Genomic DNA, 19,084 nt, shown 5'->3' with positions numbered 1-19,084 from the left:
TTGTCAATTTCTTGCTGACAGGGTATAACACCGACAGAATAAAAGCATAATGTTTAGGAAAAAAGTATGACACAACTGGCAGATTCAATTCAGATTCGTAATACCATCTTTAAAAACCGTATCATCAAGGGAGCTATGAGCGAGGCACTCGCTAATGATGCTGGTCAGCCGAATGACTCACATTTGAAACTCTACGAAGCCTGGGCTAAAGGCGGGCTAGGCTGTGCGATTACTGGTAATGTCATGGTGGATTTTCGTGCCAAGAATGAACCGGGTGTTGTAGTCGCTGAAACAGAACGTGACCTGAATAAACTTAAGGCTTGGGCAGAAGTTGGCAAACGTCATGGTATGGTGCAACTGGTGCAGTTGTCACATCCGGGGCGTCAGTGTCCAAAAGGTTTGAATCGGGAAACTGTAGCACCATCGGCAGTGCCATTTAGTCCGGCACTGGCTGTCAGTTTTGGTACCCCACGTGAACTGCGCGAAGATGAAATTCTGGATATTATCCAGCGTTTTGCAACTTCTGCTGCAATTTGTGAAAAAGCAGGATTTGAAGGCGTACAGCTTCATGGTGCGCATGGCTATCTGATCAGTCAGTTCTTATCGCCATTGACCAATAAACGGCAGGATCAGTGGGGTGGCAGTATTGAAAATCGTACCCGTTTCTTATTAGAAATCTATAAGGCAGTCCGTGCTGCGACTTCAGAAAATTTCATTATTTCCGTTAAACTGAATTCGGCTGACTTCCAGCGTGGCGGTATTACCGAAGAGGATGTGATCTATGTCTTTAAAGCTATTGATGCCGTAGGCATTGACCTGATTGAGGTGTCCGGCGGTAGCTATGAAGCACCAGCAATGGCAGGCGTTAAAGCGGATAAACGTAAAGCTTCCACGATTGCCCGTGAAGCCTATTTCCTGGATTTTGCCGAAAAAATCCGTCAGGAAGTGAGCTGCCATATTATGGTAACTGGCGGTTTTAGAACCGCTGCTGGTATGAATGCCGCACTTGAGAGTGGTGCCTGTGATTTTGTGGGTATTGCCCGTCCGTTTGCAGTAGAAACTGATCTGGGACAGAAGCTCGTGGCAGGGCAGGATGTACGCTATGCGGTAGAGAAGATTAAAACCGGTATTCCAATGATTGATAAAATGGCAATCATGGAAATCATCTGGTATGCCGCACAGTTTAAACGGATTGCTCAAGGTAAGCAGCCAAATCCCAAACTGTCACCATTAAAAGTTTTCCTGCATTATCTAAAAGGCAATGTCACTGCTGTGATTAAAGGACAGATTAATTCACGTAAATCTGCATAACCTGATCTGCATATAAAAAGGCACCTTATGGTGCCTTTTTATATGCAACAGATTTAGCTGAATTGCACCGCTTGGGTCTGGAAAGGAAACAGGATTTTAGAGACCTGTTGTGTCGCCCAAAGTCCAAGCTGCTGATAATGACAATGTGGTGCTACATAAGGCGTGAGAATCTCCAGTTTTTCTTCATTATTGTCACAACGCTTTAGATGCAAGCGAAGTTCTTCTAGCTTATGCTGTTCTTGCCGGCTGATTATCGGTGTTTGCGTCCGTAGTTGATGTGAAGAAAGCCGTCGAGCCAGCTCTGGACCCTGAATCCAGTCACGAATTATCTGTTTCTCTGTGGCATTAAATACACCAAACATCTTGCCATCTGGATCATCAATCAGTTTCCAGAAACGGCTTTGCTCTACAGACAGTCCACGCTGAATCCAGCCTTTATCCATCATGACCTGTAAAAAATCCTGAATCTGTTCAGGTTGTGACAACCACTCATTGATGGTTTTACCGCTAAACTGGCATTTCTGGTTATGAATGTACTGACCAATTAAAGCTTTCTGCTGAAACAATTTCAACACCTGGGCATCGAGATCCAACTCACGCACAATCTGGGTAGAACTTTTGCCTATGTCATTCAGCAAGTAACCCTGTTTGACCATTTCCAGATAGCGCTCCGGGTGTTCTGTAGAACGATATAGATCTAGGAAAGCTTGCAGGGATTTTTGCGCATGGCCATTATGCGCATTATCAATCGTGATGTGCACATTAAAGTAATGCGGATTGATACCGAGTTCAGCCAGTTCATAGTTGGTAATCAATAAATGTAGCGGTAGTTGTTCATAGCCCAGATTAAAGCCAATCACCAGCGGTAAATATTCAGCTGGCGCATACGCCAAAGCCAACTGGACAGCTGCCTGTTCATAATAGCGGTCGTCGAGTTGTTCGCTATAGGCAGTGAGTTCATAGTTATTTAGCAGATCCTGATACATGGTGACATGGTTGGCTTGTGGATGACCTAGCCCCAGCTCTTCCAGATAAATATGAATCAGGTCTTTAAGCGCCGGTTGATCCGCATGTTCCAGAGTAGAGTATAACCATGAGCCATCGACCATTTTTGTAGGTGCAACCCGGTAGAGAAATTCAAATGCATGCGATACCGTAGCAAAGTATTCACGTTGTCCGCCTTGTTTGCGACGGCTGAGATAATCCTGAAATATTCCACAAATTTTATGATGTTCTTCTAAAAAATGCGTAGCAGCATGTTCGGGTTGATCGAGCCAGCTCATGGAACTTAGATCGATGTGCTGGATTAACTGATTGAGGTATTGTTCTGCCGAATCTGTTTTTGTTTTTTTAGAGATCTGCTCATCCAGAAAAAAATCCACCCAATCTTTGAAGCTTTTAGTTGGTTCTTGAACAAGATTTTCAAATGGGGGTGCAGTTAAACAAAACTCCGTACTCGTGAACATAATCTTATCCTTGCATATTGGCTCCTAACTTACCTTAGCCTTATGTGAAAGATCAGATGTCTGGTTTTTGTTCGATTTTATGGCGGAAAATACAAGGACTTTGCAAAAGTGCGTAAATTTTTAGAGGTTTATTATTTTGAATATATGGTAAAAATAAATTAAATTGAAGGCAATAAAAAAGCCCAGGTTACAATGCCTGAGCTTTTTTATAAGAAGATCATTTTAAGATAATCATCTCGAATATGGCGTCCCTACGGGGATTCGAACCCCGGTTACCGCCGTGAAAGGGCGATGTCCTAGGCCTCTAGACGATAGGGACAGTACAGAAGATAGATTTTAAAACCTTTACTTTCAATTTGAAGTAATGGCGTCCCTACGGGGATTCGAACCCCGGTTACCGCCGTGAAAGGGCGATGTCCTAGGCCTCTAGACGATAGGGACTTAATAAAACTACTTTCTGAAAATTGGCGTCCCTACGGGGATTCGAACCCCGGTTACCGCCGTGAAAGGGCGATGTCCTAGGCCTCTAGACGATAGGGACGTTTCAGAGGTGGGCGTATAATAGGGTGAAAAAAGGGGGGTGTCAAACGCATTTCTGCACTTTTTCTAGTTTTTTGAACCGAGTGCATAAAATTAAAACAATATTAAGAAAATACTTGAAAAATACATGGTTTAAGCCGGATTTTTAAGCAATTCTAGAATTGTTTCTACCACCTGCGGATGGAGTAAATAACCAGTAATATCATGCGGGCGGTGAATATGTGTACGAATGCCGTGGTTAATAATTGCAGGTTGAAACTGAAATGGCGGTTGGGTAAGAGGCAAAGCGGTGAGGAAATCATCAGTTGAATAGAAATTTATCCAGTCGCCCGTAATTGCAGCAGGTCGTACAATCGGTTGTGGTAAATGTGACTGGATCACCTGGAATGCTAATGGCGATCCTAAAGTAATAAAACGCTGTACATTGAGTTCCGGATGTTGAATAAGATGATTATAGGCAATCACACTACCCAGAGAATGAGCAATTACAATACAAGGTTTGCGACCATTCAATTGCCGGGCGATCCGCTCATGAACTTCTTTCATGAAACCCGGATTGTCGAGATACAAATAGGTTTCAATAAGAAATTTTTGAAGCAGGCTACGATGCAGACTGGGAAAATAATTGAGCAATAACACAAAGTCCCGCAGCGCAACATTTTTGCTCAGTGTAGTAATAAATTTGAATTTCTGTTTGAAATTCATGGAGTCATTCAGGTTAAGCTGGGGAAGATCGGAAATCACGGGTTTGCGCCAGCCAGGGCGTGGAACTGGTGCAGGAAGCTGAGGTTGAGCAGGCTGACGGAACCGAAAGCTGGGCCATTGCTGTGGCATCAGGGTGCCAGCATTGAGGATGTTGCGGACGTTATAGCGGGAAAGCAAGTCCCCGTAAAATGGAATGTGAATGTGACGTCGTAAATAACTGAATCTGGCATCGTGATGATGTTTGCGAATGCCTTTTTGAAGTATATGTAGCCAGCGCTGACGGATCGATGCAGCGCTATGATGTTGCTGATTCATTCCATGAATAAAAATAACTTTCATCGATACCTCACGGAGGTCGATCTATATATTCACAGTATAGAGAAAATTGCGGCAAGCCAAGCTGTACTTTTTGTGGTGTTCATGTGTAAATTACTTTGATAAAACAATCATTAACAGACAGTTGTATATTTATAAAAAAGTAGAAAAAGCAGTAAATTGATAGATACGGATCAAGGATTTTACTACATAGAAAAAAGATAGGAATAAAACGGTAAAAGTTAAATCCCGCTGTTTAAGTAAATCCTAAAGTAATTCCAGCAGCGCTTTGATGACGTTGGGATGTTGGATATAACCATCAATCTCATGCGGATGATAGATGGAGGTACGAATTTTCTGATTAATAATCGCCGGCTGAAACTGGAAGGGTGGTTCTGATAAGGGAAAGGCAGTCAGAAAGTCATCGCTACAATAAAAATTGATCCAGTCACCACGAATGGCCTCGGGTCGAGTCATCGGTTGCGGCAAATGTTCCTGTATCACACGAAAGGCCATGGGTGATCCGAGCGTAATAAAGCGCTGCACATTTAATTCCGGATGTAAAAGCAGATAATGATAGGCAATTACGCTGCCTAAGGAGTGTGCGATCAAGATACAAGGTTTATCATCATGTAGTCGCTGACCAATACGCTGATGAACTTGCTGCATGAATCTGGTATTGGCCAGATAGGAATATGTTTCAATCAGAAATTTTTTGATGAGCGTATCATGCAGATGGGGAAAATAATTGAGCAAGACCATAAAATCCCGTAAGGCTGTATTTCGGCTTAAGCTAGTAATAAATTTCAGCTTCTGGTTAAAAGTCAGAGCATCCTCAATATTTAATTCGGGAATCTTGCAAGTTTCAGGTAAATACTGATGAATATGTGGCGGCAACGGTTGGGATTTAAGTGGCTGACGCAAGGGAAATGTGGCCAGTCTTGTGGTATTAAGGTACTGGCATTCAATACATTATGTAAATGATGCCGTAACAGTAAATCTCCATAAAAAGGGATACGAACATGACGTTTGATATAGGCAAAACAGGCCTGTCGATGCGACTGTTCCAGACCATGTTTAAGCAGACTTAGCCAACGTTGCTTTAATGAAGCAGAACTAAAATTCTGCTTGTTCATCCCATGGATATAAATAATTTTCATCGACACACCGCTGTGGCTGCCTGAAACATATTCAGTATAGATAAAAAAAGAGCAGCCGGAGCTGCTCTTTTTTTAGCGCTAAGATTTAAGCTTTATTGTGATAAAACTTATAATAGCTGGCATAGCAAAGTCCAATAAACACCAGACAGCCAAAGAAACTGATTCGCATTGTTGGATCAAATACCATACTGATACAGGTAATCAGACAGAACAGGAAACCCAGAATCGGCACAATCGGGAACAACGGTGCAGCGAAAGCAAGATCTTTAGCTGTCTTCCCTTGTTTGTACCATTCACGGCGGAAGTTGAACATACTCAGACAGATACTCATCCAGACCACCACCATGGTAAAGGCTGCAATACCCAACAGGTTAGTGAAAATCGTTTCTGGCGCAAACTGTTCAGACAACAGACCTGGCATACCACCAATCATAGTCACGATTACCGCAATGTAAGGAATACCGCGTGCATTCACTCTTGAGAACATGGCTGGTAATTGTTTGCTATAAGACAATGACCACATCATACGGGAAGCAGCAAATAAACCTGAGTTTGCAGCAGACAACAGTGCGGTGATAATTACAAAGCGAATAACGTCTTCAGCATATGGAATACCAATGTGCTGGAATACGGTCACGAATGGGCTACTACTTACACCTTCCGCCGCAAGACCTGCTTCTTGATGTGGTAATAGACATGTCACCACGACAATCGTACCTACAAAGAAAATCAATAAACGGAAAATTGCGGTATTGATGGCTTTCGGTACGTTTTTGGCAGGATCTTTGGTTTCACCAGCGGCTACACCAATCAGTTCTGTACCTGAGAAGGCAAAGTTGACAATCAGCATTGTTGTGAAGATGGGGAACAGGCCTTCAGGGAACCAACCCTGAGCTGTCAGATTGCTAAACAGCGGCGCAGTTTCCTGACCTGCATAACCCAATACACCAAATATGGCCAATAATCCCAGCAGGATAAAGGCAATAACAGTGACAACTTTAATGAGGGCCAGCCAGAATTCGGATTCTGCAAACCAGCGGGTCGAAATCATATTCAGTGTAAACACAAGCGCACCAAAGACCAGTGTCCACATCCACATGGAGCTGTCCGGGAACCATTCCTGCATCAATAAAGCTGCAGCGGTAAATTCGGTTCCCAGTGTCACTGACCAGGTCAGCCAGTATAACCAGGTAATGGTATAACCTGTGCCCGGTCCAATATAACGTTTGGCATAAGCACCAAATGAACCAGATTCAGGCATATGTACGGCAAGTTCACCCAGACATAGCATAACCATGTAAGCGATGATACCGCCGAGGAGATAAGCAAGAATGGCACCTACAGGCCCCGTTTGTGCAATGACTTCACCCGACCCTAAAAATAGGCCGGTCCCGATTGCGCCACCAAGCGAAATCATGACCAGATGTCGAGTACTCATAGCGCGTTTTAAAGGCGCAGAATTGCCCTGATGCGTAGCATCATTCGGAGATGAGTGCATAGGAAATACGAAATACTTCAAAGGAATGAAGCGAGCTATTGTAGTCAAAAACTACAAATCTGCAATCAAATAATAGTAATTCTGAATAAGTGCTGATCGTATGAGATCAATAAATGGCGTCCCTACGGGGATTCGAACCCCGGTTACCGCCGTGAAAGGGCGATGTCCTAGGCCTCTAGACGATAGGGACGTTGCGAGGTGATAGCTATGTTAAGGACTAAGCTAAGCTTTGTCAAAAGGCTTTTTGCTAAAAATGAATTAACAGATTAAACATTAAACAAGAACAAAGGATTAACGTGATTTCTGATTTTAAACTAGCGTATCCATCAGTTTATAGCATCAGAAATCGACATTAAAACCTCAAATTCCCGTCACTTTACAGGAGTTTAAGCAGTGTGGATTTAATGGTCAGGTGTTTGGGATTCGGCCGGTTGACTGGCTGGAACCGTTTGTTCCGCAGGTGCTTCGGTTTTATCTTCACGGTTGACGATATAGAGGTACAGTGCGGAAGGTGCTAAAATCATTAAAACCAGTAAGATCTTTTTTAACATGGCACAAATGCAAGAAATGAAATTGCAGTAATTATAGCCTAAGCAAATTAAAAAGAGCACCTGAGTGCTCTTGTCCATGAGTTAGAATTTAAAAGTGATATCTGCGATAAATTGGCGGCCAATTTCAGAGTACAGTTTGCTTCCACTCACATATAGATTATTGCGGTTAGTAATATTATTGACCGTTAAGCCAAAAATCGCTGAATAATCTTTTGAAACTTTCCAATCATAGGTAGTGCGCACATCCCATGTAAAACGAGGTTTTACATCTTGTAGCGTATAAGTATCGATTTTAACGCCATCATGCACCACTTTGTCAGCAGAGCTCGCTTCTAACACTTGCTCATAGGTGTCTTTATAGCTAAAGAAGTTGGAAATTTTTAAAGGAAGAGAATCAAAGCCAATATTCCACATGACACGTGCAGTAATCGGTTGGTTATAGTTTGATGCAGGGCGGTCACCATAAGGCATAATTTTGCCATCAAAGGAAATCAGCTTCTGAAGATCTTCTTCGGTAAAGTTTTCCGTATAATCTGGTGCGCTACGGTACACATCCGAGTAATTGACCGCTAAGCCTAAATTATGTTGAGTGCCTTTAAATTTAAGTGGCTCAATCGTATTAAGTTCGAGTGTGACGGTATCATTTTCGCCATAACCGCTGTTATCAAACTCATAAGAATAAGTAAAATAGTCATTTGGAATATCAGTTCTATTACGGGTGATTTCATCATCATACTGACGATTCACCCATTTTAAGCTGAGATTGGTGTTTTTAAATTGGCTATTAAACCCAAGGACAAATTCATCTGCAAATGGGGTTTTAAGATCCTTGCGGCGTGTATCATTGGCTGAAACTTTTACTTCTTCAACCCATTCAGAATTTTGATCAGCACGGCTGATGTCAAAATCTAATGAGGTCAGATGTTGACGCAAGTCCGTCATATACGTTGGGGCATTATAGTAGCGGTTCCAACCTGAAGTCAGGGTTAATAATTTATTGGAAAAAGGCTGATAACTAATGCTGCTACGTGGTGCAAAGTTAAGATTGTTATTTGATTCATCATAATCAGCACGCACACCTAGACGGGCATTGAGGTTGTTCCAATGAATATTATCTTCTAGATACAAGGCTGCTTGATGATATTGACCAGCAAAGCTGCCTGCTTTGTATACATTACCCTTTTTAAAGTATTGGCCATCAAAGACCGTAGGGACTTTATTGTTCAGGAATACAGCCGTGGTATTTTCATCGCAGAGGGGATCATTGATTTGACATTGTTGACCTTTAAGATCAAACAAGTTTTGGGTTTTCCCTGATGTCACGCCATAGAAAGTTGAGAAATCTTTGGTACGTTCCCATTGTACATCATCATAATGATAGGTAAAACCGGCGCTGATTTGATGGTCGGTGTCTGCAAATTTAAAGTTATTAAATACCGCATCTAACCCATAACTCACAGAAGATTGTTTTAAATCAATATCTGCAGAGGTTGCACCTTCCCATACTTTTTCAGTATTCGCCCAGTCTTTGCTCCCTGCTGCATACATCCAGTTTATGCCACGATCAGATGTTGATTCACGGGCATTGTTAATTTTTTGGTAATTGAGCTTGTGTGTTAATTGTCCCCAATCTTGTTTTTGTTGCATCTCCGCGAAAATCAAAGCTGATTGATTATTGGTGCTGCTGTGAGAGTTACGACGTTTGTCTGCGTAAGTATTGTCTTCCAAATCACCTAAAGCGAAACCGAATTTCATACTGGTGTCTGCATTTGGATCGACATACAAGGTTCCGCCGACATTGGTATTACGTTTTTCTTGATCAATTTGTTTTGGTGCAGGTAAGCCACTTTCAACAGGAATTGCTGATTTACGTTGTGAAGCATAGAAATCGAAGCCATAGACCTCTGAAAGCTTAGCAAAAATATTGGCACTAACACCTTGGCGAACATACTCTTTTTGGTTTGACTGGGTTGATGAACCTTCAAAAAGTCCTTTGTCTGCATCAGTTTTTAAGTGGTAGTGGTTCCAGTCACTTTCTGTATAGTCATAAGTGATGCTACCATGGACTTTGCCAATTTCAGATTTAGGCGCACAGGTTTCTGCCTGAACCACACCACCGGTGAAGCCACCGTGTTTTGCACTAATGTTGCTGTCTAATACTTCTAAATTACACAATAAATCCGTGTTGATTGCCACACCTTGTGAACCGCCAGACACTGCACCGTAGTTGGTTGTTCCTGAACCAGCAGGGTCGAGGTTATTGCTGTTGCTGACGCCATTGACCACAAATTTATTATTAAATGATTGTGCACCATGAATCGAAATTTCAGTCGGTTTTAAATCAGCTTGTGAGCTGGCTGCCATATGTTCATTGCTAAACTGCACATTCGGATTTACTTTTAAAAAGTCAGTAATATTTTTAGAGCTATTCGGCGTCTTTTCTAAGTCTTCTTTTGAATAAATGGTTTTTCCAAATTCATTTTCTTGCTGAACTTCAATAATAATCGTGTTGAACTTAACCGTAGCTTCATTAAGGATGGATTCTTGATAATTTGATTCTTCTGCAAAGCTAGAGGTTGATAATGTTGTTAGAACTGCAATAGAAAGTGTTGAATAAGCAAAACGCATGAGAAGGGTTGAATCTGTAAAAGATAATGAAAGTGATCATCATTAACTTTGGTGTAATAATCAATAATAATGAGAATTATTTGCATTAATAGGTTTTTTATGTGTGCGGAATTTAATCGACTTAAATAGCTGAATAATAGAAATAAAAAGACAGAGGAAAATAGATGGCGTCCCTACGGGGATTCGAACCCCGGTTACCGCCGTGAAAGGGCGATGTCCTAGGCCTCTAGACGATAGGGACGTTTAGAAGATGGCGGTATCTTATTGATCCGCCACCAAAGTGTCAAGCAGGTGTGGGGTGAGTTTGTTTAAAATATAGCAAAACAGTTCAGCTGTCTTCTGCGTGTCGTATAACGCAGAATGGGCTTCTTTGCCATCAAACTCGATACCGGCCTGAATACAGGATTTTGCCAGTACGGTTTGACCAAACATCACCGCGCTCAAAGTCACTGTGTCGAAGACAGAAAAACTATGAAATGGGTTCTGGTTTTTGGTTCCTGTACGTGCAATAGCTGCCTGTACAAAGCCTAAATCGAAATGGGCGTTATGACCGACCAGAACGGCATGGGTACAGTTTTGCTGGCGGCGTACTTCATTGACAGATTTAAAAATACGTTTAAGCGCAGTTTTCTCATCTTCGGCCATTGCAATACGCATCGGATTAGAGGGATCGATCCCAATAAAGTCCAGCGAACGGCGGTCAAGGTTTGCCCCTTCAAATGGATTGATATGTGCATGGTGAGCAGGGCCCGGCACAAACTCACCTTTCTCATTAAAAATAATAGGAATGGCAGCGATTTCCAGCAAGGCATCAGTTTGTGCATTAAAGCCCGCTGTCTCTACATCGACAACAACAGGCAGGAATCCACGGAAACGTTGACCAATGACTGGGAGAGTTTCATTTGTCACACTTTTCTCCATTGAATGGTTTTACCCGCATATAACGGAATAATCTGTTCACCATCCAAATAGTCCAGACTCTCAGGAATCACTTGATCTTGTTTTACGAGAGTAATGGTATTGGTATTGCGAGGAAGGCCATAGAAGTCAGCACCAAAGTGGCTCGCAAAACCTTCCAGACGGTCAATTTTGCCGACCTGATCAAATGCCTGAGCATAAAGTTCAATTGCAGTGGGCGCACTATAACATCCTGCGCAACCACATGCATTTTCTTTGGCATTTTTTGAGTGCGGCGCACTATCTGTGCCCAAGAAGAATTTAGGATTACCGCTGGTCGCGACTTCCAGCAGAGTTTGCTGATGTGTCTGGCGCTTTAAAATCGGCAGGCAGTAGAAATGCGGCTTGATGCCACCCACCAGCATGTCATTGCGGTTAAACAGTAAATGCTGTGGCGTAATAGTCGCAGCCACATTACGGTCCTGTTCCAGGACAAAGTTTGCCGCTTCACTGGTGGTGATATGTTCAAGCACCAGCTTTAGTTTCGGGAACTGCTTTAATAATGGAGAAAGTACTTCGTCCAGGAAACGTTTTTCACGATCAAAAATGTCGACATGGTTATGCGTGACTTCGCCATGTAGCAATAAAGGTACCTGATGTTCTTCAAGCTGCTCAATTACTGCATACACTTTAGAAATATCGCTTACACCGCTATCCGAGTTTGTAGTCGCACCAGCAGGATAAAGCTTGATGGCATTCACATACTCAGATTCTTTGATTTTTTTAACTTCGGCAGGTGAAGTATTGTTGGTGAAGTACAACACCATGCGTGGATCAAAGTTGCAGCCTTCCGGCACATGCGCCATGATGCGTTCACGATAGCTGTTTGCCTCTTCCACGGTTTTTACTGGTGGAACCAGATTTGGCATACAGATTGCGCGGGAAAATTGTTGAGCTAGATCAGGAACAGTACGTTTAAGTGCTAGACCATCACGTAAGTGAGCGTGCCAGTCATCTGGCTGGAGAATCGTAATCGTATTCAAGGCGAATTCAATCAGAGAAATAATATGAATGATAATGCATCTATACCGAAAATGGTAATGTGAAATACTGACAAAAGATGCATTAACTATGAATTAATTTAAAAAAGTATGTTATTTTAAAAACACTAAAAAAATTACATACATGCTTGCCATGGAATATAAGTATAATTTAGCAAAACTGCAGGATCAAAAGGAAAAAGTCGAAGAGCTTATTGCTGGGCAGAAATTGAGCCGAGTTTTTCCTCAACCGCTTGAAGATGAATTCTGGACCAAAAATCTGGAACGTGCCCGTAAGCACACCGATCAGTATGTCTGGGCAGGATTATTAATCTATTTTATCGGCATCCTTATCCTTATTCCTACCGATTACTGGATCATCGATAAACAATATTTTGTACATGATTTTGTATTGTCTTTAATAGGTATTATTAATGGCGGAATTAGTTTATTTGTTTTCTATTTATTCTCAAGTTTAGAACGCTTAAAACCTTTTTTTCAGCCTGCTTCACTGGTCTTGATATTCTGGGCACTGGTTTCAACTTCATGTCTGACTATGTCTATTCAGACCGCAGCCTTGCAACATCAATCCATGGCAATTGTCACCATTATTTATGTGCTGGGTTATATCCTTACTGGTGTCAAGCCGATTCAGATGATGATCACTGGTGTATTGGCAGCTGGAACTACGATTATTTGCCTGACCCTGGTTGGGGCTAACTTTAATCTTTTGGTATTTGGCCGAATTCTGTTGGGAAGTTGCCTGCTCGGTTTTGTTATTAGTCATATGATTTTTGCACGTGAACGGATGATTTTTCTTTATTCCATGCGGGCGCGGATCAGTGAGCAGATTCACCGGATTCACAATACCGAGCTGTTACATCTGAGCCAGCATGATGAGCTGACCAAAATCTCGAATCGCCGTACCTTTGATGAAATGCTGGAAATTTACTTTTCTACCGCTCAGCGTCAGGAAAGCTCTTTGGCTATTTTATTTATCGATGTAGATTTCTTTAAGAACTATAACGATTTTTATGGGCACCAGAAGGGTGATAATGTGATTTCGACCATCGCCAAAACTATCAAGAATGCGATCCGGCATATGGACTTTGTTGCGCGTTATGGAGGTGAGGAGTTTGTGGTGCTGCTTCCAGAAACTGATGCACATGGGGCTTATGCAGTATCTACCAATATCTTTAAAGCAATTGAACGTCTGGAAATACCACATGAAAAATCTTTGGTATCCAAGCAGATTACGGTAAGTCTAGGCATTACGGTTTATCGCGGCGAGCAAGCCATGACCAAAGATGAATTACTCGGCATTGCAGATCAGGCACTGTATCGTGCCAAGCAACTGGGGCGCAATCAGATTTATTATCAGAGCATTGCTTCGGCAAATTCAAAACCGCTGCATATCAGTTAAATTTTTCCTGAATTACAGACAATAAAAACCGCGCAGTTTGCGCGGTTTTTTTGACACAACTAAAACTTAGTTTTTGTCTTTTAATTGTGGAACAGCTGAACCGGTACCCACTGCAAGTAAACCCGCACCTGTGTAGATACCCAGTTTCGCACGCGTATCCGTAATGTCCAGGTTACGCATAGTTAACTGACCGATACGATCCATTGGTGAGAACATAGAATCACCTTTCTCCATCGTTAAGCGTTCAGCTTCGTATGTCAGGTTTTCAGATTCAGTGTTCATAATCGTATAGTCATTACCGCGACGTAGTTCTAAAGTTACAGTACCTGTGATGGCTTTAGCAACCCAACGCTGAGCAGTTTCACGAAGCATAAGCGCTTGAGAATCGAACCAGCGACCTTGGTAAAGAAGACGACCTAAACGAAGACCGTTGATACGGTATTGTTCAATGGTATCTTCGTTATGAATACCCGTCACCAGACGTTCATAAGCAATGTGAAGCAGCGCCATACCTGGAGCTTCATAAATACCACGAGATTTCGCTTCAATGATACGGTTTTCGATCTGATCCGACATACCTAGACCATGACGGCCACCGATACGGTTCGCTTCAAGAATGAACTCAACAGGATCTTCGATACGTTGACCGTTGATTGCAACTGGGAAGCCTTCTTCAAAAGTGATCGACACTTCTTCAGGTTTGATTTCAACTTCTTCCTTCCAGAACGCAACACCCATGATTGGGTCAACGATTTTGATGCCTGCATTCAGGTATTCAAGATCTTTGGCTTCGTGAGTTGCACCCAACATGTTTGAGTCAGTTGAATAAGCTTTCTCTTTTGACATTTTGTAGTCAAAGCCGTTGTCGATCAGGAACTGAGACATTTCAGCACGGCCACCAAGCTCGTCAATAAATGTCTGGTCTAACCAAGGCTTATAGATTTTAAGATTCGGGTTAGTCAACAAACCATAACGGTAGAAACGCTCGATGTCGTTACCTTTATAGGTTGAGCCGTCGCCCCAGATGTTGACGTCATCTTCTTTCATTGCGGTAACAAGCATTGTCCCTGTTACTGCACGGCCCAGTGGCGTTGTGTTGAAGTAAGGAACACCACCAGTTGAGATGTGGAACGCACCACATTGAATTGCAGCAATACCTTCTAATGCAAGCTGTAGACGGCAGTCGATTAAACGTGCTTTTACTGCGCCATACGCTTCAGCTTTCTTTGGGATGGCATCGTAATCATCTTCATCAGGCTGACCCAGGTTTGCAGTATATGCATAAGGTTCTGCGCCTTTTTGTTTCATCCACAACAGGGCTGCTGAAGTATCTAGACCACCAGAAAAGGCAATACCAACTTTTTTGCCTACAGGTACATTCTGTAAGATAGTTGCATTATCAGACATTGTTAATCCTAACGATAGAATAATATAGGCACCACTTATATTGGTGGCCAAGGAGAATTTTGAATGCAGATATTGTAACACCTTTCAAATGGCAAGTTTTCGCAAAAAAAATGCAAAATCTAAAAAATAGACAAAAAAATAAACAATCTAATGCAAAGAGAGCCATCACAAATGGCCTTGAATTAGCCAAATCTGGGGTTTTTAAGCTGGCTAAGACTAAAGTTCTATAGGCTTCATTTTATTTCAACCTTTGCTTCTCTCGACCTGTTAAATACCGGATGTTGCTTAGCTATCACTTATATTGAATTCCATCTTTTAATATAAAAATTGGTCATACCAATTATATTTTAATAAATTAGCTATTGCAGTATTTTAAATATTTCATTAACTTTGGCTGGATAAAAGACCGATATTGGTCTGTTTAATGCTAAATTGGTCATACCAATAAGCTTTTGAACATGTCCTGTAATGAAATAACAAACAAGCATTTCAAGGAGTAGAGAATGCTTCAACAGTGGCAACAAATTTACGATCCAATCGGAAATATCTGGATTTCCAGCGCGATCGCCCTTATTCCAATCGTATTCTTTTTTCTTGCTCTTGCTGTTTTCAGAATGAAGGGCAGTGTAGCGGGAACGATTACTGTGGCTTTGGCATTTCTGGTGTCAATGTTCCTCTACAAAATGCCAGTCACTATGGCATTGGCTTCCATGGTCTATGGGTTCTTCTACGGCTTGTGGCCGATTGCCTGGATTATTATTGGCGCCGTATTCCTTTACAAGATTTCAGTGAAGACCGGTCAATTTGACATTATTCGCTCATCGATCCTGTCATTAACCGAAGACCAGCGTTTACAAATGTTATTGGTCGGCTTCGCTTTTGGTACTTTTCTGGAAGGTGCTGCAGGCTTTGGCGCACCGGTTGCAATTACTGCAGCGTTATTAGTAGGTCTTGGATTTAAACCACTGTATGCCGCGGGTTTATGTCTGATTGTGAACACTGCACCTGTGGCTTTTGGTGCGATGGGAATTCCGATTATTGTCGCTGGTCAGGTATCAGGCGTAGACACCATGGAAATCAGCCAGATGGTAGGACGTCAGTTGCCAATCATGGTACCCATCGTACTGGTGTGGATTATGGCAATCATGGATGGCTGGCGTGGTGTGAAAGAAACCTGGCCTGCAATTTTAGTCGGTGGGGGTTCTTTTGCCCTGGCGCAGTTCCTGACTGCTAACTATGTAGGTCCTGAATTACCTGATATCACTGCAGCGATTGCATCTTTGGTGAGCTTAACGGTATTACTCAAGTTCTGGCAGCCAAAACATATTTTCCGTTTTGATAATGAACAACTGGTCGATAGCAACATTGCTTTGGCAAGCCAGCAAAAATATAGCATCGGTCAAATTATTAAAGCGTGGTCGCCATTTGCGGTACTGACTGCCATGGTAACTTTATGGAGCATCAAACCATTTAAAGATCTGTTTGCCAAAGATGGGGCTTTAAGTGATTTAGTAATTTCTATTAAAGTGCCTTTCCTGCATCAAATGATTCAAAAGTTGCCGCCGGTGGTCGCTGAAGCGAAAGACTACGACGCGATCTATAAATTTGACTGGTTGTCGGCGACGGGTACAGCGATCATGATCGCTGCAATCATCACCATCATTTACCTGAAAATGAAACCGAAAGACGCAGTAGCGACCTTTGCTGAAACAGTAAATGAGCTGAAAACACCGATTTACTCAATTGGTATGGTATTGGCGTTTGCTTTCATTGCCAATTATTCGGGCTTATCGGCAACCTTGGCATTAGCCTTGGCACATACAGGACAAGCATTTACGTTCTTCTCACCATTCCTGGGTTGGGTCGGTGTATTCCTGACAGGGTCTGATACTTCAGCAAACGCATTGTTCTCGGCTTTACAGGCAACCACGGCTCAGCAGATCGGTGTACCTGAAGTATTGCTGGTGGCAGCGAATACCAGCGGTGGTGTAACCGGTAAAATGATTTCACCACAATCGATTGCAATTGCCTGTGCCGCAGTAGGTCTTGTCGGTAAAGAATCGGATTTATTCCGCTTTACCGTAAAACACAGTATCACCTTCACGGTGATGATCGGTATCATTATCACCTTACAAGCTTATGTGTTCCCATGGATGATTCCATAACACCATACTTAGGGCGGTGCAATGAAAGTCTCTGATAAAGTCGTACAAAGTCTGCGTAGTCTGATTGAAAAAAATCATATGCAGGTCGGGGACCGTTTGCCCGCAGAACGTAAATTATGTGAGCAGTTAGGCGTGTCGCGCTCTTCGTTGCGAGAAGCGCTGCAGCATCTGGTTAGCCAGGGCATGCTGGTGAGCCGTGTTGGTGCCGGTACTTATTTGCAGGAACTGCCGAATCACTGGTCACAGCATCATATTGTGCAGCCTTTAAGTGACTTAATGGATGTTGATCCTGAATACCGTTTTGATGTTCAGGAGTCTCGTCTGATTCTGGAAGGCGGTACAGCCTGGTATGCCGCACAGCGCGCCACACCCGATGATATAAAAAAAATCAGACAGTGTTATGACCAGATTGCACATTATCAGCTGTTGGGTGATGACGATGAGGCAGCTCGCGCGGATGCCCGTTTTCATCTTGCCATTGCCGAAGCATCGCATAATGTGGTGCTGATCCAGTTGATGCGCAGTCTGTTCGACCTGCTGCAATTTAATGTGGTACTCGGACGACGCAAAGTCTATTCCGAAGCCCACCGTTTTGATCAGTTGCAGGACCAGCACTTTAAGGTGATGGCCGCAATTGAGCGTCAAGATCCAGAAGCTGCACGTCAGGCAGTTTGTGGACACATTGAGTTTGTCATTCAGCAAGTACGCACGATTGATGAGGATGAAGCCCGTCAGCAGCGTATGAGCCGATTAAACAGGATCTAAATTATGATTATCTCTTCTGCAAATGATTACCGTGAAGCCGCACGACGTCGTCTTCCACCATTCCTGTTTCATTATATTGATGGTGGGGCTTATGCAGAATACACGCTGAAACGCAATGTAGAAGATTTATCAAAAGTAGCGCTGCGTCAACGTGTCTTGAATGACATGTCAGCACTAAATCTGGAAACTAAATTATTTGATGAAACCCTTTCGATGCCGGTGGCCTTGTCACCTGTAGGCTTGACCGGTATGTATGCACGCCGTGGGGAAGTACAGGCAGCAGTTGCGGCAGACCAAAAAGGGATTCCATTCACCTTGTCGACGGTATCTGTGTGTCCAATTGAAGAAGTGGCACCAGCGATCCAGCGCCCAATGTGGTTCCAGCTCTATGTACTGCGTGACCGCGGTTTTATGAAAAATGCCTTGGAGCGTGCCAAAGCTGCGGGTTGTTCAACACTGGTCTTTACCGTAGATATGCCAGTGCCGGGTGCACGTTACCGTGATGCACATTCTGGCATGAGTGGACCAAATGCAGCGATGCGCCGTTATATGCAATCTTGCATGCATCCACACTGGGCCTGGAATGTCGGCTTGATGGGTCGTCCACACGACTTGGGTAATATCTCGAAATACCTCGGTAAACCGACAGGCCTTGAAGATTATATCGGCTGGTTGGGTGCCAATTTTGATCCGTCTATTTCCTGGAAAGATCTGGAATGGATCCGTGACTATTGGGATGGTCCGATGGTGATCAAAGGGATTCTGGATCCTGAAGATGCTAAAGATGCTGTGCGTTTCGGTGCGGATGGCATTGTAGTATCCAACCATGGTGGTCGTCAGTTAGATGGTGTGTTATCTACCACACGTGCCTTGCCACCAATTGCTGATGCGGTAAAAGGTGAACTGAAAATCCTGGTCGACTCTGGTATCCGTAATGGTCTGGATGTGGTGCGTATGCTGGCAATGGGTGCGGACACCTGTATGCTCGGTCGGGCCTTCGTTTATGCATTGGGTGCTGCAGGCGGGGCAGGTGTCAGCAACCTTCTTGATCTGATCGACAAGGAAATGCGTGTTGCCATGACCTTAACAGGTGCCAAGACCATTGCTGACATTACACAGGATTGTCTGGTAAGGCTTGATCGCGAAATTTCACAATAAAACCAATCAGGATGACCACTCTAAATCGTGGTCATCCTAGAGCAATTCGGAACAA

Annotated in this window: 14 protein-coding genes, 5 tRNA genes and 1 pseudogene; 6 read left to right on the top strand and 14 right to left on the bottom strand. The window is 43.0% G+C overall.

The genetic code is table 11. The features are described 5' to 3' along the window. Positions 1 to 66: 66 nt before the first annotated feature. Entirely contained in the window at positions 67 to 1,311 is a 1,245-nt protein-coding gene (locus tag ACS72_RS06195) for an NADH:flavin oxidoreductase/NADH oxidase family protein (protein WP_048881575.1), read from the top strand. Between the two features lie 53 nt (positions 1,312 to 1,364). Here the strand turns inward: ACS72_RS06195 and ACS72_RS06190 are convergent, their stop codons facing one another. From ACS72_RS06190 to pyrC, 13 genes and pseudogenes are all read right to left on the bottom strand, one after another. Continuing rightward, complete coding sequence (locus ACS72_RS06190; RefSeq protein ID WP_048881574.1) at positions 1,365 to 2,777, bottom strand: iron-containing redox enzyme family protein; 1,413 nt, start codon at positions 2,775 to 2,777, stop codon at positions 1,365 to 1,367. A 243-nt stretch (positions 2,778 to 3,020) separates the two neighbouring features. After that, positions 3,021 to 3,096, bottom strand: a tRNA-Glu gene (locus tag ACS72_RS06185). Between the two features lie 46 nt (positions 3,097 to 3,142). After that, a tRNA-Glu gene (locus ACS72_RS06180) sits at positions 3,143 to 3,218 on the bottom strand. Positions 3,219 to 3,242: 24 nt separating this feature from the next. Then, positions 3,243 to 3,318 (bottom strand) — tRNA-Glu (locus ACS72_RS06175). Positions 3,319 to 3,449: 131 nt separating this feature from the next. Further along, on the bottom strand, positions 3,450 to 4,361 hold the full coding sequence (locus ACS72_RS06170) for a hypothetical protein (protein WP_048881573.1): 912 nt from the start codon (positions 4,359 to 4,361) through the stop codon (positions 3,450 to 3,452). A gap of 243 nt (positions 4,362 to 4,604) precedes the next feature. Beyond that, a pseudogene (locus tag ACS72_RS06165) lies at positions 4,605 to 5,497 on the bottom strand (alpha/beta fold hydrolase). Positions 5,498 to 5,582: 85 nt separating this feature from the next. Continuing rightward, a complete protein-coding gene (locus tag ACS72_RS06160; protein WP_004810673.1) occupies positions 5,583 to 6,995 on the bottom strand; it encodes an amino acid permease in 1,413 nt (470 codons plus the stop codon). Positions 6,996 to 7,109: 114 nt separating this feature from the next. Then, positions 7,110 to 7,185: transfer RNA gene (locus ACS72_RS06155), tRNA-Glu, on the bottom strand. Positions 7,186 to 7,396: 211 nt separating this feature from the next. Then, positions 7,397 to 7,546 (bottom strand): hypothetical protein, encoded by a 150-nt coding sequence (locus tag ACS72_RS18160; protein ID WP_167456609.1) that lies wholly within the window; start codon positions 7,544 to 7,546, stop codon positions 7,397 to 7,399. 81 nt (positions 7,547 to 7,627) lie between these two features. Beyond that, positions 7,628 to 10,174: a TonB-dependent receptor plug domain-containing protein gene (locus ACS72_RS06150; protein ID WP_048881572.1), complete on the bottom strand. Its 2,547-nt coding sequence runs from the start codon at positions 10,172 to 10,174 to the stop codon at positions 7,628 to 7,630. A 165-nt stretch (positions 10,175 to 10,339) separates the two neighbouring features. Next, positions 10,340 to 10,415, bottom strand: a tRNA-Glu gene (locus tag ACS72_RS06145). 20 nt (positions 10,416 to 10,435) lie between these two features. Then, on the bottom strand, positions 10,436 to 11,095 hold the full coding sequence (rnt, locus tag ACS72_RS06140; protein WP_008303612.1) for a ribonuclease T: 660 nt from the start codon (positions 11,093 to 11,095) through the stop codon (positions 10,436 to 10,438). Beyond that, on the bottom strand, positions 11,080 to 12,114 hold the full coding sequence (gene pyrC / locus ACS72_RS06135; protein WP_004893685.1) for a dihydroorotase: 1,035 nt from the start codon (positions 12,112 to 12,114) through the stop codon (positions 11,080 to 11,082). The genes rnt and pyrC overlap by 16 nt, the downstream gene beginning before the upstream one ends. Before the next feature lie 151 nt (positions 12,115 to 12,265). Here pyrC and ACS72_RS06130 point away from each other — a divergent pair, with 151 nt between their 5' ends. Then, positions 12,266 to 13,534 carry a GGDEF domain-containing protein gene (locus tag ACS72_RS06130; RefSeq protein ID WP_048881591.1) on the top strand — a complete coding sequence of 423 codons (1,269 nt, stop codon included), beginning with the start codon at positions 12,266 to 12,268 and terminating at the stop codon, positions 13,532 to 13,534. Positions 13,535 to 13,600: 66 nt separating this feature from the next. On the opposite strand, the gene argG is transcribed toward ACS72_RS06130, so the two are convergent. Beyond that, positions 13,601 to 14,941 carry an argininosuccinate synthase gene (gene argG / locus ACS72_RS06125; RefSeq protein ID WP_004893689.1) on the bottom strand — a complete coding sequence of 447 codons (1,341 nt, stop codon included), beginning with the start codon at positions 14,939 to 14,941 and terminating at the stop codon, positions 13,601 to 13,603. A gap of 59 nt (positions 14,942 to 15,000) precedes the next feature. Between argG and ACS72_RS17940 the strand changes: the two genes are divergently transcribed. The 4 genes from ACS72_RS17940 to lldD all read left to right on the top strand — a co-directional run bounded on the left by ACS72_RS17940 (position 15,001) and on the right by lldD (position 19,029). After that, complete coding sequence (locus ACS72_RS17940; RefSeq protein ID WP_155858011.1) at positions 15,001 to 15,171, top strand: hypothetical protein; 171 nt, start codon at positions 15,001 to 15,003, stop codon at positions 15,169 to 15,171. 273 nt (positions 15,172 to 15,444) lie between these two features. Beyond that, a complete protein-coding gene (gene lldP, locus ACS72_RS06120; protein ID WP_048881571.1) occupies positions 15,445 to 17,106 on the top strand; it encodes an L-lactate permease in 1,662 nt (553 codons plus the stop codon). A gap of 21 nt (positions 17,107 to 17,127) precedes the next feature. Beyond that, complete coding sequence (lldR, locus tag ACS72_RS06115) at positions 17,128 to 17,871, top strand: transcriptional regulator LldR (protein ID WP_004893693.1); 744 nt, start codon at positions 17,128 to 17,130, stop codon at positions 17,869 to 17,871. A 3-nt stretch (positions 17,872 to 17,874) separates the two neighbouring features. Beyond that, positions 17,875 to 19,029 carry an FMN-dependent L-lactate dehydrogenase LldD gene (lldD, locus tag ACS72_RS06110; RefSeq protein WP_048881570.1) on the top strand — a complete coding sequence of 385 codons (1,155 nt, stop codon included), beginning with the start codon at positions 17,875 to 17,877 and terminating at the stop codon, positions 19,027 to 19,029. Positions 19,030 to 19,084 lie beyond the last annotated feature (55 nt).

It is taken from the genome of Acinetobacter sp. VT 511, assembly GCF_001077515.1.
GTDB classification, from domain to species: Bacteria; Pseudomonadota; Gammaproteobacteria; order Pseudomonadales; family Moraxellaceae; genus Acinetobacter; species Acinetobacter schindleri.
This window is presented reverse-complemented; position numbering and strand designations above follow the sequence as displayed.